This is a genomic window from Tardiphaga sp. 839_C3_N1_4 (genome assembly GCF_051811045.1).
Classification (GTDB): domain Bacteria; phylum Pseudomonadota; class Alphaproteobacteria; order Rhizobiales; family Xanthobacteraceae; genus Tardiphaga.
Genome location: NZ_JBPWQD010000001.1, coordinates 5,635,870 through 5,649,622, shown reverse-complemented (window position 1 = coordinate 5,649,622; position 13,753 = coordinate 5,635,870). Strand labels below are relative to the sequence as shown.

Sequence of the window (13,753 nt, the reverse complement as noted above, 5' to 3'; positions counted from 1 at the left end):
CGCACTCTCCCGCGGCTGTTCTGATCGATATTCACTCTGCCGCCGGCAGGTGGATGACATTGGACCCCGGCTCGGTCTGATCGGCCGGAGCGGCTGCCATCCATGGCGCGCCGCGACGACGGGCGACGTCGACTTCCATCCAGTAGGTTTCCCAACCCTTGGTCGGCCCGATGCCGTCCATGGTGCCCGGGCCCTGAATGCTGCGCGCGGTGTCCGCATCGAGCGACATCATCGGCTTCTGGCCGCCGGCAACCTTCTCGATCTCCGCACGCAGCAGCTTGCGATAGGCGATGATCGCCTTGTCGCTAGAGCCAAGATGCTCGCGGGTACGATCCTGGATCTTGCCCATCGACTCCACCGCCCACTGGTCGTGAACGTTGATGTCGGCGCCCATGCCCGTATAGGTCTCGTGCTTCTGCTCGTGCGGATTGAAGCCGTAGTCGTTGGTCTTGTTCTTGCGCGAGGTGTAGTTCGGCAACTCGTAAAGTTCGAGCCGCTGGTCGGTCATCTTCTTCTTGTCGACCGGCTGGGTGTAGCTGGTGAAGATCGCATACCAATAGCAATTCTCGTCATCGACCGGCACATGCCACTGGGTGATCGTCATTTCCGTGCTCATCGGAATCACGAAGCCATGCGGGAATAGCTGGTTGGTGACGCGCACATGGGTACGCTCCTCGTCGAGCTCGCGAAGTGCGATTAAACGAAGACCGTATTCGGTGCTTTCGACATTGATGATCGGGCGATCATATTCGCGCAGGATCTTGGTCATCGGCAGTTCGGTGCCGGCGGATGCGCCGCGGAACTGCTTGCCGTAGGACGCCTTGACGTCCTCGTCCTCGAAGAAGCGGTGCAGGAACGAGGCGTGCGCGGGGTCGATGCCGACTTCCAGCGCCTGCAGCCAGTTGCATTCGAACAGGCCCTTGAAGGCGAAGGTGTACTGGCCGGGTGCGGCGAAGCAGTCGATTTCCGGGAATGCCGGCGGCTCGCCCTCGCCCAGATAGGCCCAGAGGATTCCGCCCTTCTCGACCACGGGATATGCGCGCTGCTTGATGCCGGCGCAGAGTTTCGAAGTCTTCGGTTCGGCCGGCGTCTCCAGGCACTTGCCCTCGACGTCGAACAGCCAGCCATGGAACGCGCAGCGCACGCCGCCGCCCTCGAGCCGGCCGAAAGCCAGGTCGGCACCGCGATGCGGGCAGTCGCGGTCGAGCAGGCCATAGCGGCCCTGCTCGTCGCGGAAGAGGACAAAATCTTCGCCGAGCAATTTGACCGGACGGATCGGACGATCCCCTTCGAGCTCATCGACCAGCGCCGCCGGCTGCCAGTATTGGCGCATCAGCTTGCCCGCGGGCGCTTTCGGCCCGATGCGGGTGATCAGGTCGTTCTGCTCTTGGCTCATCATGGCAAGATTTCCTTTTTAACTCTGGCGATGCGCCTTTTAACGCTGAAATACGATCTTGCCGCCGACCATCGTCATATCGGCAGTGATGTCCTTGATCTGGTCGTCCGGCACCGTCATGAAGTCGGCGGAGAGCACCACGAGATCGGCCAGCTTGCCGGCCTCCAGCGTCCCCTTCCGCGTTTCCTCAAACATGTAGCGCGATGCCGCGCTGGTATAGAGACGAAGCGCCTGCTCGCGCCCGATCGCTTCGGACGCGCCGTAGACCTGGCCGGCAGGGTCCTTCCGCGTCACCATGATATACATCGTGAGGAACGGGTTCAGCGGATTGACCGGAAAATCGGTGCCGGCGCCGAGATTGTCCAGTCCCATTTTCTCTATCAGGGTGCGCGTCGGGATCGCACGATCCGCTGTCGGCCTGCCTAGGAAACGCGCTACCGTCGCCGCCTTGTCCCACATGAAGGCGTTCTGGAAATCGATCCGCGCCCCGACGCGGCGCGCCCGCTCCATCTGTTCAGGGCGGATCAGGCTGGCATGGATCAAAACGAAGCGGCGATCCTTGATCGACTTTTCCTTGTCGGCGGCTTCGAACGCGTCCAGCACCTGATCGACGCCGAGGTCGCCGACGACATGAACGCCGACCCGCCAGCCGCGATTATTGGCGATCGACACCAGCTGCTTCAGCCGCTCGGGCGTGACCTGCGCGATCCCATGATAATCGTCATGCGAGTCCGGGTAGGCCTCGCGCATCATGGCCGTCTTCAGGGTCATGCCGCCGTCATAGAAAATCTTGATGCCGCCGAGCTTCAGCCAATCGTCGCCGAAGCCCGACGTGGCGCCGTTGCCGCTCATGATGGCGTCCCAACCGGCGGAGTCCGCGGGCGGCTCCGGTCGAAACATCGTTCCGACCCGCACTGTCGCATCGCCTGCCAGCGCGAGCTTTTGCAGGATCTGCGTGTCGCGCGCGCTTGTCGCCCCCTCGACGACGCTGGTGATACCGAGGCGGTTGAGCGCGGCCTCGGCGAGACGATATTGCCGCAACTCCTCGTCTTCAGTGTAGGGCGGCACGATGTTCTCGACCAGCGGGATCGCCGTCTCGACCAGCACGCCATTGATGTCGCCGCTTGCGTCGCGCTCGAAAGAGCCGCCGGCTGGATCAGGCGTGCTCTTGCCGATGCCCGCCTTCTGCAACGCCAGCGAATTGGCCATCGCAAAGTGACCGACGGTCCGCAGATAGACTGGATTGTTCGGGGAAACGCTGTCGAGCTCCTGGCGGGTCAGGTAGCGCTTTTCCGCGAGCTGCGACGGCGGATGCCAGCCGCCGGTCGTAATCCATGCGCCGGGCTGTTTCTTCGCAACGAACGCTTTGATGAGCTCGAGCGCGCCGGCTACGTCTTTGGCGCCGCCGAGATTGACCACATAGTCGCCGAGCCCGGCCGCTTTGAAATGGGCGTGGGTGTCGATTAGGCCGGGGACCACCGACTTGCCGGCGAGGTCGATGACCCGGGTCTGCGGACCCGCAAGCGGCTTGATGGCAGCGTCGCTGCCGACCGCGAGAATCTTGCCGTCGCGGACGGCCAGCGCTTGCGCGATCGTCGATTGGCCGTCGAGGGTGAGGATCTTGCCGCCCGTCAGGACGACCTGAGGGGCGCCCTGGTCAGATTGCTGCGCCACAGCCGGCAGTACCGTGGCACCAACGGCGATTGCCCCCGCAATGATGAATTTCGCAACCAGGTACATCCCGCCGCTCCGCCAAAATGTTCAATAGACGAACGAACGTGCGAATATTATCGTTGGACTAATTCTAAGCAAGCGAAATTTTGCAGCATGAATTGATGCGTTAGTGAGCAAATGCAGCAATCCACGCTCAAAGCATCACCTTGCGCGGAGCGAACACTTGTTCAATATACGGACGCAATTCAGGAGTTGATGATGTCGAAGACTTTGAATTCGCGTGCGGATCGGACCCATGGAGCGCGCTCGTGAGCGGCCTCGTGATCATTGGCGCCTCTTACGCGGGCGTTCAGGCCGGCATCAGCGCGCGCGAGAAGGGCTATCAGGCGCCGATCCGCATCGTCGCCGATGAGATCCATCTGCCCTATCAGCGACCGCCGCTGTCCAAGGCATTTCTCTCCGGCGACGTTGCGCACAACAGTCTTTTCCTCCGCGGCGAGGACTATTTCAAGACCCAGGGCATCGAACTGGTGCTGGGCCATCGCGCCATCGGACTCGATCGCGCGGCCGGCCGGATCGCACTGGACGGCGGCGACAGCCTGCCTTTCGATCAGCTTGTCATCGCCACCGGCTCGCGCGCGCGACGGCTCAGCGTGCCCGGCCATGAGCGCGACGGCATCGTCTATCTGCGCACCCTCGATGACGCGCTGCATCTCAAGCCCCGGCTCGAAGCAGCCAACGATGTCGTCATCGTCGGCGGCGGCTTCATCGGCCTCGAAGTGGCATCGACTGCTGCCAAGGCCGGCAAGAAGGTGACGCTGATCGAGGCGCAGTCGCGCCTGTTGGAGCGCGCGGTATCGCCGCTGATCTCGCAATTCCTTCTGGATAGCCACCGCTCCCATGGCCTCGACATCCGCTTCAACGAATCCGTCGTTGCCATCGAAGGCAACAGCACCGTGCATGAGGTCGTCTGCTCCAGCGGCCTGCGAGTGCGCGCTGACCTGATCGTCGCCGGCATCGGCGGCATCGCCAATGACGAGCTGGCCGCGCAGGCCGATATCACCTGCACCAATGGCATTGATGTCGACGCACATGGCCTGACCAGCGCGCCGAACGTCTATGCCGCCGGCGACGTCAGCAATCACCACAACGGCTTTGCCGGCCGCCGCGTCAGGCTGGAAGCCGTGCAGAACGCCACCGATCAAGGTAAGGCCGTGGGCGCGATGATCGCCGGCAAGCCGGAAGCCTATGACGCGGTGCCGCGTTTCTGGTCGGATCAATATGACGCCAAGCTGCAGATCGTCGGCCTCTCCGCGCCGACCGACAGCGCGGTGATCCGCGGGTCGATGGATGATGGCAAGTTCTCGGTGTTTTACTATCGCGACGGCAAGCTCACCGCCGTCGACAGTATCAACCGGCCCGGCGACCAGATGATCGCGCGCCGCCTGATCACTGTAGCGCTGTCGCCGACACCCGAACAGGCTGCCGATCTCTCATTCGATCTGAAGAAGTTCGAAGCAGGCAAATAGGGCGGACCAGCGGCTCATGCCCAAAATCAAGCGTCCCGACGACGAACGCGGCAATACCGACTTCATCGAAAGCCTCGATCGGGGCTTGCGTGTCTTCGAACTGTTCGGCGCACATTCGCGCCCGATGACGCTGAGCGACGTTGCCAAGGCCGCCGATCTGCCGCGTGCCACTGCGCGTCGCATCCTGTTTACGCTGGAACGCAAAGGCTATGTGACCAGCGACGGCAAGCTGTTCGCGCTATCGCCGCGCGTCCTGGCGCTGGCTGGTTCTTACATGACGTCCAATCAGGTCGTCACCATCCTGCAGCCGGTGCTCGACAGCATCTCCAGCGACGCGCAAGAGATTTCTTCACTCGCTGTGCTCGAGGGCCATGAGGTGATCTTCGTCGCCCGCGCCAGCCCGGCACGCGTGTTCTCCGCCGGTATCGATCTCGGCTACCGGCTGCCCGCCTTCTGCTCGTCGGTGGGCCGCGCCATGCTCGGCAAGTATTCCAACGATGACCTCACCGCAACGCTGGACGCCATGGATCTCGTGGCGATGACGCCCTTTACGGTGACCGACAAGGAACTGCTGAAGGCCACCATCATCACCGACCGCGAAAAAGGCTACTCGCTGGTCGACCGCGAGGCCGAGCCCGGCTTCCGCTCGATCTCGGTGCCGGTGCGGCGCTATGACGGCGCGATCGTCGCCGCCATCAATATGGGCGCCCATGTCGACCGTGTCTCCACCGGCGAAATGATCGACCGCTTCCTGCCGCTGCTGCGCGATGCCGCCGACTCGGTAAAGCCGCTGCTCCTTTGAACGCTGTCCCCCTCATCCTGAGGAGCGGCCACTTAGCCGCGTCTCGAAGGATGAGGAGCCCCACACTCATGGTTCGAGACGGCGCCAAGTGGCGCCTCCTCACCATGAGGTCCGAGATTGAACACGCAGCAGGAATTATCGTCTCATGCCCCATCTCGTCATCGAACACTCCACCGACGGCCATGGCGGCCTGTTCGACGCCACCAGCCTGATGCAGGCCCTGCATGATGCAGCAGCCGCCACCGGCGTGATGCAGGCGCGGGACGTCAAGGTCCGCGCGATGGCCTATGTGGACTATCTGCTTGCCAGGGAACGCGACGGCTTCTGTCACGTCACGGTGTTCATGCTGGAAGGCCGCACGCCCGAGCAGAAAGTGGCGGTGAGCGAAGCACTGCGTGCCGCGATGGCCAGGCTGCTGCCGCAGACCAAGAGCCTCAGCGTCGATATCCGGGACATGGACCCCGTCGCCTACAAGAAGCGGCTGAACGAGTAGAGCCGCGCTGACTGCCTTCTCCCCGCCTGCGGGGAGAAGGTGGCGTCGCGAAGCGACGACGGATGAGGGGGAGCCTCCGCAGGCGCAGAGCGAATGGAGAGCCCCTCACCTGACTTCCACGCGCTTCGCGCGTTGCAGTCGACCTCTCCCCGCAAGCGGAGAGAGGTCAGGCACTCCCCAAAACGAAAATGGCGCGACATTCCCTCGGGAGTGCCGCGCCATTCTCAATTCAGGTCGGCTGCGGTCACCTCATGGGCAACCGCGCCGAGGGTCCGCTTAGACCGCGTCCTTCGCAGCCTTGACCGGGCGGGCGCGCACGATCTTGCGGGCCGGCTTGGCCTTGAAGGTCATGGCTTCGCCGGTGAAGGGGTTGGTGCCCTTGCGTGCCTTGGTGGCGGGCTTCTTGATGACGACGAACTTGGCGAAGCCGGGAACGAGGAACACGCCGCTCTTCTTCAGCTCTTTGTAGCCCAGGGTCGCCATGGTCTCGATGACGCCCTTGACGTCCTTCTTCGAGAGCTCAGTGGTCTCAGCGATTTTCTCGATGAGCTGCGACTTCGTCATTTGGTCTGCCATTTTGCACCTTTTGGTTTGCCGTGATTCGGTGAGACAGACACTATGAGGAATTACGGGAAAAAACCCGTGCTCAATGAAATTTTCACAGATTTTGCCGGGAAAAATGATGTTTTTTGACCACCAAACCCCGATTCGACTTGTACGGCAGGGTTTCGGGACCCTCGCAAGCGCAAAATACTTGAAACAAAGGGCCTACGGATTCGCCGAAGGTGACGGAAACGCACCGCAAAATCACCCGCAGATTCGCCCCTCACCACATGGTCTGGCGCGCCCTCTCCGGCCATTGCCGGTCATATTCCGGACCGCCAACCCGGCGTTCGCTCATCTCGGCCAGGATCTCGCCGGGCGTCGGCAGGGTCTTCGGATCGATGCGCTTGTCGGGATCCCAGAGATCGGACCGCACGATGGCGCGGGCGCACTGGAAATAGATCTCCCCGACCGTCATCACGATCACCGTGCGCGGCGCCTTCTCCTCCACCGCGAATGACGCCAGCAGGTCCGGGTCCGTCGAGAGATGCGCCGTCCCGTTGATGCGGAGCGTGGTGCCGGCACCGGGGATCAGGAACAGCAGCGCGATGTTGGGGTCGCGCACGATGTTGCGCAGGGAGTCCACGCGATTGTTGCCGCGGCGGTCCGGCATCATCAAAGTGCGCTCGTCATGGATGCGGACGAAGCCCGGTCTGTCGCCGCGCGGTGAGCAATCCAGCCCCTCCGGCCCGGTGGTCGCCAGAGCGGCGAAGGGTGAGACCTCGATCAGCCGCCGGTACTGCGCCGTTACGCAGTCCGCGACCTTGGCGGTGGAGGCTTCGCCGATGTCATCGAGGCGGCCGTAGATCTCTTCGAGCTGCTCGATGGTTTCGATCACCGACATGGCCGCACTCTCCTCCGCCGTATCTATTGACCTCTGATGACCCGTATCAGGTCATCCGCATGATCTTCCGCGATGCCGATATTATTGATCGTGACGTCGGCGCCTGTCGTCTCGACGCTGCGCTTGAGCCGATCGCCGATCGGCCCATCGGTTGAGCGTCCCCGTGCCGCAAGTCGCGCCGCAAGCACTTCCGGCGGCGCCGTGATCGACACCACGACGACATCTTCATAAGCGGCACGTAGCGCCGGGATAACCGTCCGTGAGATATTGGCAACGACATTGCGACCGGCGCGAAGCGCATCATCGATCGAGCGCGGAAGTGCATAAGAAAGACCATGCGCTTCCCAGTGGACGGCGAAAGCGCCGCTGGCCTGTGCCTGACGGAACGCCTCCGGCGTGACCTGCGCATTATTCTCGAACTCCGACGCCTCGCGCGTCACCACGCGGCGCGCGAACACCACCTTGTTGTCATCCGCGCAGGCGGCCTGCGCCAGACCGATCAGCGTATCCTTGCCGGCACCCGACGGACCGACCACAAGCACCAATCGGCCGGGGCCGACCTTGCGCGCAACAGGCTCGGATATCGCCGCGGTGTCGGTCATGCCACGCGGTTTCCCTCGCGCCAGACGCTGCGCACCACCGGCACGTCATGGGCGACATGGACGCGGATCACGTCGGCACGCTTGCCGACTGCGATCTCACCGCGGTCCCTAAGGCCGACGGCTTCCGCCGGTCGCTTGGTCACCGTGCGGATCGCGCTCGCGAGATCGATTGAGGGCACCTTGCTCGAGAGTTGCAGGGCTCCCATCAGAAGGCTCGACGGCACATAGTCCGACGACAGGATATCCAGCATGCCTTCTCGGGCGAGATCGATCGCCGCGATATTGCCCGAATGCGAACCGTTGCGGACGACATTTGGCGCACCCATCAGGATGCCGATGCCGGCCTTATGCAGGCCTTGGGCCGCTTCCAGCGTCGTCGGGAATTCGGCCACCGAGACCTTATCTCCAACAGCTTCGGTTACGTTGTCTTCCGTCGTGTCGTCATGGCTCGCCAGCGGAATGTTGCGCCCGTGGGCCAGCGCCACGATCGCCCGCATATTGCCGGCCGCATATTGCTGCTGGCAGGCCAGGCGCTGGGCGAACATCACATCGAGCTCGGCATCGCTCTTGCCACCTTTGCCGCGATAGTAAGTGCGCAGCTTCTCCTCGTCGCGGAACTGGCGCTGCCCCGGCGTGTGGTCCATCAGCGACATCAGCCGAACGTTCGGCTTCGCCAATAGCGCCTTCGCTTCCTCGACCACGGTTGGCATCGGAATCTCACAGCGCAGATGCAGGAAGTGATCGACCCGCAGGAGACTGGCTTCGCCGGCAGATGCAATGGAATCCACCAGCACGCCGGCATAGCTGTCGATGCCCTGGCTTGAGTCCTCGCAGCCGACCCGCACCGAGTCGAGCACCGTGGTGATGCCCGACGTGGCCAGCTGGCCGTCATAGGAGACCACTGCGGCGATGGGATCCCAGAACACCTTGGGCCGCGGCATGAAATGCGCTTCGAGGTGATCGGTGTGCAGTTCGACAAGACCCGGCATGATCAGGTCGCCGTGCGCATCCTGGCTACCGCGTGGCGCATCACCCTCGCCGAATTCGGCGATACGTCCACCAGCGAAGGCGATCCAGCCCTTGTCAATCACGCGGTCAGCGAGAACGATCCTGGCGTTGCCGATGACGGTTTCGGTCGGTGATGCGGTCATGGTTCTCTTTCTCAGGCAGCAGCAGCGGCAAATGACGTGACATCCACCAGCCGGTCGGCGATCAAGTGCCGCACTTCGTCGTCATGCACAATGGCAACCATGGCGACGCCGGCACGTTTTTTCTCGGCGACCAGCTCGACGACCACGGCTCGGTTGGCGGCATCGAGCGACGCAGTCGGTTCGTCCAGCAACAGGATTGGCAGATCGGAGATAAAGCCACGCGCGATATTGACGCGCTGCTGCTCACCGCCGGAAAAAGTCGAGGGCGGCAGCTTCCACAGCCGCTCGGGAATGTTGAGGCGCTTAAGCAACGCACCGGCCCGCGCACGGGCCTCCTCGCGCGTTGCGCCGGCAGCGAGCAGCGGCTCGGCCACAACATCGATGGCGGCCACACGCGGCACCGCGCGCAGAAACTGGCTGACATAGCCGACGGTGTCGCGGCGCACATTCAGCATCTGCCGCGGCTCGGCGGTGGCGATATCGATGACATCACCGTTGTGGCGCACTCCGATGGTGCCGCCGTCACAACGATAATTGCCGAAGATCATCTTCAGGATCGACGATTTGCCGGCGCCGGAGGGGCCGGACAGCACGACGCATTCGCCAGGCGCGACATGGAACGACACGTTGCGCACCACAGGCAGGCGGATGCCGTCCTGCAGGTGCATCACGAAGGTCTTTTCGGCGTTGCGGATATCGATCATCGGAATCATGTTGACCTCACGCCGGCAGGATCGAGGAAACGAGCAGTTGCGTATAGGGCTCGCGGGGGTCGTCGAGCACCTGATCGGTCAGTCCGGTCTCAATTACGCGTCCACCCTGCATCACCATCACGCGATGCGACAGCAGCCGCGCCACCGCGAGATCATGCGTCACGACGATGGCCGAGAGGCCAAGCTCGCTGACCAGCGTGCGCATCATGTCCAGCAAACGCGCCTGCACAGAGACATCGAGGCCACCGGTCGGCTCGTCCATGAAGACCAGACGCGGTTCGGTGACGAGGTTGCGCGCGATCTGCAGCCGCTGCCGCATGCCGCCCGAATAGGTCCGCGGTGCATCGTCGATACGCTCGGGCGAAATTTCCACGCGCTCGAGCCACGAGGTCGCGGTATCACGAATCTTGCCGTAGTGGTTCTGGCCCACGGCCATCAGCCGCTCGCCGACGTTGGCGCCGGCCGAGACCGCCATGCGCAAACCCATCGCAGGATCCTGATGCACGAAGCCCCAGTCGGTGCGAAACAGGAAGCGGCGCTCGGCTTCGCCCATCGCCGCGAGATCGCGGGTCACGCCGTCGCGCATCCGGTAGGAGACGCTGCCGGCGGTCGGCGCTAACTGGGCGGAGAGAATCTGCAGCAGTGTCGATTTGCCGGACCCGGACTCGCCGACGATGGCCAGCACTTCGCCGGAATAGAGTTCGAACGACACGTCGCGACATGCCGCAAGACGGCCATAAGATTTTCCCAGGTTTGCCGCAACTAGCAATGGCTCGTCGCTGGCCGGCACCGGCGCAGCGCGTTGAGTTGAATTCGCTGTCACATCAAGCATTTGCGCTCTCCGCATAGGGCGCAGCATTTTCGCTGCCGCGATGCCCCTGTGATTGCCGCGTTTCGCAATAATCGGTGTCGGAGCAGACGAACATCCGGCTGCCCTTGTTGTCGGTGACGATCTCGTCGAGATAGGAATCCCCGGCGTTGCACAGCGCGCAGCAGGCCTTGTGCTTGTAGGGCTCGAATGGATGATCCTCGAAATCCAGCGACACAACCGATGTGTAAGGCGGGATCGCATAGATCCGCTTCTCGCGGCCGGCGCCGAACAGCTGCAGCGCCACGCAATTGTCCATCTTCGGATTGTCGAATTTCGGCGTCGGCGACGGATCCATCACATAGCGCGCATTGACCTTCACCGGATAGGCATAGGACGTCGCGATATGGCCGAAGCGCGCGATATCCTCATAGAGCTTCACATGCATCAGCCCGTATTCGGCGAGCGCATGCATGCGCCGCGTTTCGGTCTCGCGCGGCTCGAGATAGCGTAGCGGCTCCGGGATCGGCACCTGATAGACCAGCACCTGATGCGCCTGCAGCGTCGCTTCGGGAATGCGGTGCCGGGTCTGGATCACCGTCGCATCGCCCGTGCTCGTGGTCACCGCAACGCCGGCAGTTTTCTCGAAGAACTTGCGGATCGAGATCGCATTGGTCGTATCGTCGGAGCCCTGATCGATCACCTTGAGCTTGTCGATGGGGCCGAGGATCGCCGCCGTGACCTGCACGCCGCCGGTGCCCCAACCGTAAGGCATCGGCATTTCCCGGCTGGCGAACGGCACCTGATAGCCGGGGATCGCAATGGCCTTGAGAATGGCGCGGCGGATCATCCGCTTGGTCTGCTCGTCGAGATAAGCGAAATTATATGTCGGCGCGTTCATTCCGCGGCCTCCTGAAGAGCAACTGGCGTCTCGTTGGCGTCGGCGAATTCCTTGCGCAGCTTGCGGAGTAGGCCGAGCTCGGACTGGAAGTCGACGTAATGCGGCAGCTTCAGATGCTCGACGAAGCCGGTCGCCTGCACATTGTCGGAATGCGACATGACGAATTCCTCGTCCTGTGCTGGCGCCTTGATGTCCTCGCCAAGCTCGCGCGCGCGCAGCGTGCGGTCGACCAGTGCCATCGACATCACCTTGCGTTCGCTCTGGCCGAAAGCGAGGCCATAGCCGCGCGTGAAACACGGCGCCTCGGTATCCGAGCCCTTGAACTGATTGACCATCTGGCATTCGGTCAGCGTGATCGATCCCAGCGGCACCGCGAAGCCAACATCCTCGGCCATGAATTCAACCTCGACCTCGCCGAGGCGGATTTCACCTGCGAAAGGATGGTTGCGGCCATAGCCGCGCTGCGATGAATAGCCGAGCGACAGAAGAAAGCCTTCATCGGCCCGCGCGAGATTCTGCAAGCGCAGATCACGGTCTGCCGGGAAGCTCAGCGCGTCGCGCGTGAGATCGCCGACAGGCTTTTCGGGATCTTCTGCGGGCGAGGCTTCGATCAGGCCGTCGCGGCCAAGAATATCGGTGACGCGCGGCATCACACCCGGCTCTACATCGGTCATGGCCGGCTGCTCGGGCGAGGATTCGCCGGTCAGCACCGGATCGAGCAAACGATGCGTATAGTCGAAGGTCGGGCCAAGCACCTGGCCGCCCGGCATGTCCTTGAAGGTCGAGGAGACGCGGCGACGCACCTGCATCTGCGACGTATCGACGGGCTCACTCGAACCGAACCGCGGCAGCGTCGCGCGGAAGGCGCGCAGCAGGAAGATCGCCTCGATCATGTCACCGCGTGCCTGCTTGATGGCCAGCGCCGCGAGCTCGCGGTCATAGAGCGAGCCTTCGGTCATCACGCGATCGACGGCGAGACCGAGCTGATTGGAGATCTGCGCCAGCGATATTTCCGGCACGTCGCGATCGCCGCGGCGTTCATGAGCGAGCAGACGATGCGCATTCTCGATGGCGCGTTCGCCACCCTTGACGGCGACATACATGCTCAGCCCTCCTTCGCGACAAGACGCGTGGTACGCGGTAGCGCGACAATGGATTCGCCGGACACCAGCACGAGGTCGATGCCGCGGGGAAACAGCGAGGCATTCAGCGCAAGGCGATCTAGCAGATCCGGCACGCCGATCGCAGCACGCAGGATTGTGGCACCATCGATACCGGGGCCGCGCAGCTCATAGGCAGGGCCTTCAGTCAGGCTCGCCACCTGCAGAATGATCGTGGTGGAGCGATCCGGATATTCGCCGGTGCCGAAGGCGAAGTGCTCGAAGGACGGCAGCGCGGCAGCATCAGCCACCACGGCGAAGGCACACACGGCGGGATCGGCGATGACCGGCGCGCTGGTGTGAAACTTGATCCACTTGGCAACATCCATCGTCGCCGCCAACTTGCTATCGAGCCACACCGGCGTGTCCTGATCGAACAGCGTGAGCGCGATAGCGGCCGCGCCGCGCATCATCGGCGCAGGTACGCCCGAAACAGCCTGAATCCGCTGCACGGTGCCGGGACGCGCCATCGCATCCATCACCGAACGGAAGGTCGATTGCGCTGCGAGGACCTTATCCGCGAAACCGGCCGGCATTTCCGCAACTGTCGTCATGATCAGCCCTCCCCGCGCACGAGCGTGTAGAAATCGACTTTGGTCGCTGCGGTCTCTGCGGCCTTCCGCTTGACATCGGCGACGACGCGCGCACGCAGCGGCGTCAGCACCTTGCTCTCGACAGCATCTGAAAATTCACTGGTCTGGATGAGTGCATCGCAGAGCGCGATCAGGTGCGCCTTCGCGCCGTCACGGCCCAGTGTGTAGCCGAAGCCGACCTCACCGCTGGCAAGCCGTACAGCGGCACGCGACACGGTCGCTTCGCCGAGATTGAATGGCGCGCCATCGCCGCCGATCCGGCCGCGCAGCATCACTAGGCCGTTCTCCGGCTGACGCAGTTGTTCATGGGCGGGAACAGCCACTGCATCGAGATAACCGGCGATATCCGCCGTGGCGCAGTGCCCAAGCACCCCCATCGCCTCACGGCGTCGGGCCTGCTGGTGGTTCAGGGAGGATGAAGTCATGTCACCGTCGCTCAACAAGTTGTATGATTTACTAGACAACTTTATAGGCGGAGGCAATG

At 63.0% G+C, this 13,753-nt stretch carries 15 protein-coding genes; 3 read left to right on the top strand and 12 right to left on the bottom strand.

Going from position 1 to position 13,753, the window contains the following annotated elements; genetic code table 11:
* Window positions 1-31 precede the first annotated feature (31 nt).
* Window positions 32-1,399 carry an aromatic ring-hydroxylating dioxygenase subunit alpha gene (locus AB8A38_RS27070; RefSeq protein WP_439088009.1) on the bottom strand — a complete coding sequence of 456 codons (1,368 nt, stop codon included), beginning with the start codon at window positions 1,397-1,399 and terminating at the stop codon, window positions 32-34.
* 36 nt (window positions 1,400-1,435) lie between these two features.
* Entirely contained in the window at window positions 1,436-3,136 is a 1,701-nt protein-coding gene (locus AB8A38_RS27065; RefSeq protein WP_439088008.1) for an amidohydrolase, read from the bottom strand.
* Between the two features lie 242 nt (window positions 3,137-3,378).
* Between AB8A38_RS27065 and AB8A38_RS27060 the strand changes: the two genes are divergently transcribed.
* The 3 genes from AB8A38_RS27060 to AB8A38_RS27050 all read left to right on the top strand — a co-directional run bounded on the left by AB8A38_RS27060 (window position 3,379) and on the right by AB8A38_RS27050 (window position 5,894).
* Window positions 3,379-4,599 (top strand): NAD(P)/FAD-dependent oxidoreductase, encoded by a 1,221-nt coding sequence (locus AB8A38_RS27060; protein WP_439088007.1) that lies wholly within the window; start codon window positions 3,379-3,381, stop codon window positions 4,597-4,599.
* 16 nt (window positions 4,600-4,615) lie between these two features.
* The gene (locus AB8A38_RS27055) at window positions 4,616-5,401 is read left to right on the top strand and encodes an IclR family transcriptional regulator domain-containing protein (protein WP_439088006.1); all 786 of its coding nucleotides are present in this window, start codon (window positions 4,616-4,618) and stop codon (window positions 5,399-5,401) included.
* Between the two features lie 145 nt (window positions 5,402-5,546).
* The gene (locus AB8A38_RS27050) at window positions 5,547-5,894 is read left to right on the top strand and encodes a 5-carboxymethyl-2-hydroxymuconate Delta-isomerase (protein WP_439088005.1); all 348 of its coding nucleotides are present in this window, start codon (window positions 5,547-5,549) and stop codon (window positions 5,892-5,894) included.
* 276 nt (window positions 5,895-6,170) lie between these two features.
* Here AB8A38_RS27050 and AB8A38_RS27045 read toward each other — a convergent pair whose 3' ends face one another.
* The 10 genes from AB8A38_RS27045 to phnG all read right to left on the bottom strand — a co-directional run bounded on the left by AB8A38_RS27045 (window position 6,171) and on the right by phnG (window position 13,694).
* Entirely contained in the window at window positions 6,171-6,470 is a 300-nt protein-coding gene (locus AB8A38_RS27045; protein WP_068735221.1) for an HU family DNA-binding protein, read from the bottom strand.
* Between the two features lie 250 nt (window positions 6,471-6,720).
* The gene (locus tag AB8A38_RS27040; protein ID WP_439088004.1) at window positions 6,721-7,341 is read right to left on the bottom strand and encodes a pyridoxamine 5'-phosphate oxidase family protein; all 621 of its coding nucleotides are present in this window, start codon (window positions 7,339-7,341) and stop codon (window positions 6,721-6,723) included.
* A 23-nt stretch (window positions 7,342-7,364) separates the two neighbouring features.
* Window positions 7,365-7,943 (bottom strand): phosphonate metabolism protein/1,5-bisphosphokinase (PRPP-forming) PhnN, encoded by a 579-nt coding sequence (phnN, locus tag AB8A38_RS27035; RefSeq protein ID WP_439088003.1) that lies wholly within the window; start codon window positions 7,941-7,943, stop codon window positions 7,365-7,367.
* The gene (locus tag AB8A38_RS27030; RefSeq protein ID WP_439088002.1) at window positions 7,940-9,094 is read right to left on the bottom strand and encodes an alpha-D-ribose 1-methylphosphonate 5-triphosphate diphosphatase; all 1,155 of its coding nucleotides are present in this window, start codon (window positions 9,092-9,094) and stop codon (window positions 7,940-7,942) included. The genes phnN and AB8A38_RS27030 overlap by 4 nt, the downstream gene beginning before the upstream one ends.
* A gap of 11 nt (window positions 9,095-9,105) precedes the next feature.
* Complete coding sequence (gene phnL, locus AB8A38_RS27025) at window positions 9,106-9,807, bottom strand: phosphonate C-P lyase system protein PhnL (protein WP_439088001.1); 702 nt, start codon at window positions 9,805-9,807, stop codon at window positions 9,106-9,108.
* A gap of 7 nt (window positions 9,808-9,814) precedes the next feature.
* The gene (phnK, locus tag AB8A38_RS27020) at window positions 9,815-10,639 is read right to left on the bottom strand and encodes a phosphonate C-P lyase system protein PhnK (protein WP_439088000.1); all 825 of its coding nucleotides are present in this window, start codon (window positions 10,637-10,639) and stop codon (window positions 9,815-9,817) included.
* The gene (locus tag AB8A38_RS27015; protein ID WP_439087999.1) at window positions 10,632-11,516 is read right to left on the bottom strand and encodes an alpha-D-ribose 1-methylphosphonate 5-phosphate C-P-lyase PhnJ; all 885 of its coding nucleotides are present in this window, start codon (window positions 11,514-11,516) and stop codon (window positions 10,632-10,634) included. Before AB8A38_RS27015 ends, phnK begins: the two co-directional genes overlap by 8 nt.
* Window positions 11,513-12,619, bottom strand: a complete 1,107-nt coding sequence (locus tag AB8A38_RS27010) for a carbon-phosphorus lyase complex subunit PhnI (RefSeq protein ID WP_439087998.1) — start codon at window positions 12,617-12,619, stop codon at window positions 11,513-11,515. The genes AB8A38_RS27015 and AB8A38_RS27010 overlap by 4 nt, the downstream gene beginning before the upstream one ends.
* 2 nt (window positions 12,620-12,621) lie before the next feature.
* Window positions 12,622-13,230: a phosphonate C-P lyase system protein PhnH gene (gene phnH / locus AB8A38_RS27005; RefSeq protein ID WP_175368339.1), complete on the bottom strand. Its 609-nt coding sequence runs from the start codon at window positions 13,228-13,230 to the stop codon at window positions 12,622-12,624.
* A 2-nt stretch (window positions 13,231-13,232) separates the two neighbouring features.
* On the bottom strand, window positions 13,233-13,694 hold the full coding sequence (gene phnG, locus AB8A38_RS27000; RefSeq protein ID WP_439087997.1) for a phosphonate C-P lyase system protein PhnG: 462 nt from the start codon (window positions 13,692-13,694) through the stop codon (window positions 13,233-13,235).
* Window positions 13,695-13,753 lie beyond the last annotated feature (59 nt).

Bases quoted from the DNA above. Each gene is read 5' to 3' on its own strand.
- AB8A38_RS27070 (WP_439088009.1), bottom strand. From the start codon at position 1,399: ATGATGAGCCAAGAGCAGAACGACCTGATCACCCGCATCGGGCCGAAA.
- AB8A38_RS27065 (WP_439088008.1), bottom strand. From the start codon at position 3,136: ATGTACCTGGTTGCGAAATTCATCATTGCGGGGGCAATCGCCGTTGGT.
- AB8A38_RS27055 (WP_439088006.1), top strand. From the start codon at position 4,616: ATGCCCAAAATCAAGCGTCCCGACGACGAACGCGGCAATACCGACTTC.
- AB8A38_RS27050 (WP_439088005.1), top strand. From the start codon at position 5,547: ATGCCCCATCTCGTCATCGAACACTCCACCGACGGCCATGGCGGCCTG.
- AB8A38_RS27045 (WP_068735221.1), bottom strand. From the start codon at position 6,470: ATGGCAGACCAAATGACGAAGTCGCAGCTCATCGAGAAAATCGCTGAG.
- AB8A38_RS27040 (WP_439088004.1), bottom strand. From the start codon at position 7,341: ATGTCGGTGATCGAAACCATCGAGCAGCTCGAAGAGATCTACGGCCGC.
- phnN (WP_439088003.1), bottom strand. From the start codon at position 7,943: ATGACCGACACCGCGGCGATATCCGAGCCTGTTGCGCGCAAGGTCGGC.
- AB8A38_RS27030 (WP_439088002.1), bottom strand. From the start codon at position 9,094: ATGACCGCATCACCGACCGAAACCGTCATCGGCAACGCCAGGATCGTT.
- phnL (WP_439088001.1), bottom strand. From the start codon at position 9,807: ATGATTCCGATGATCGATATCCGCAACGCCGAAAAGACCTTCGTGATG.
- phnK (WP_439088000.1), bottom strand. From the start codon at position 10,639: ATGCTTGATGTGACAGCGAATTCAACTCAACGCGCTGCGCCGGTGCCG.
- AB8A38_RS27015 (WP_439087999.1), bottom strand. From the start codon at position 11,516: ATGAACGCGCCGACATATAATTTCGCTTATCTCGACGAGCAGACCAAG.
- AB8A38_RS27010 (WP_439087998.1), bottom strand. From the start codon at position 12,619: ATGTATGTCGCCGTCAAGGGTGGCGAACGCGCCATCGAGAATGCGCAT.
- phnH (WP_175368339.1), bottom strand. From the start codon at position 13,230: ATGACGACAGTTGCGGAAATGCCGGCCGGTTTCGCGGATAAGGTCCTC.
- phnG (WP_439087997.1), bottom strand. From the start codon at position 13,694: ATGACTTCATCCTCCCTGAACCACCAGCAGGCCCGACGCCGTGAGGCG.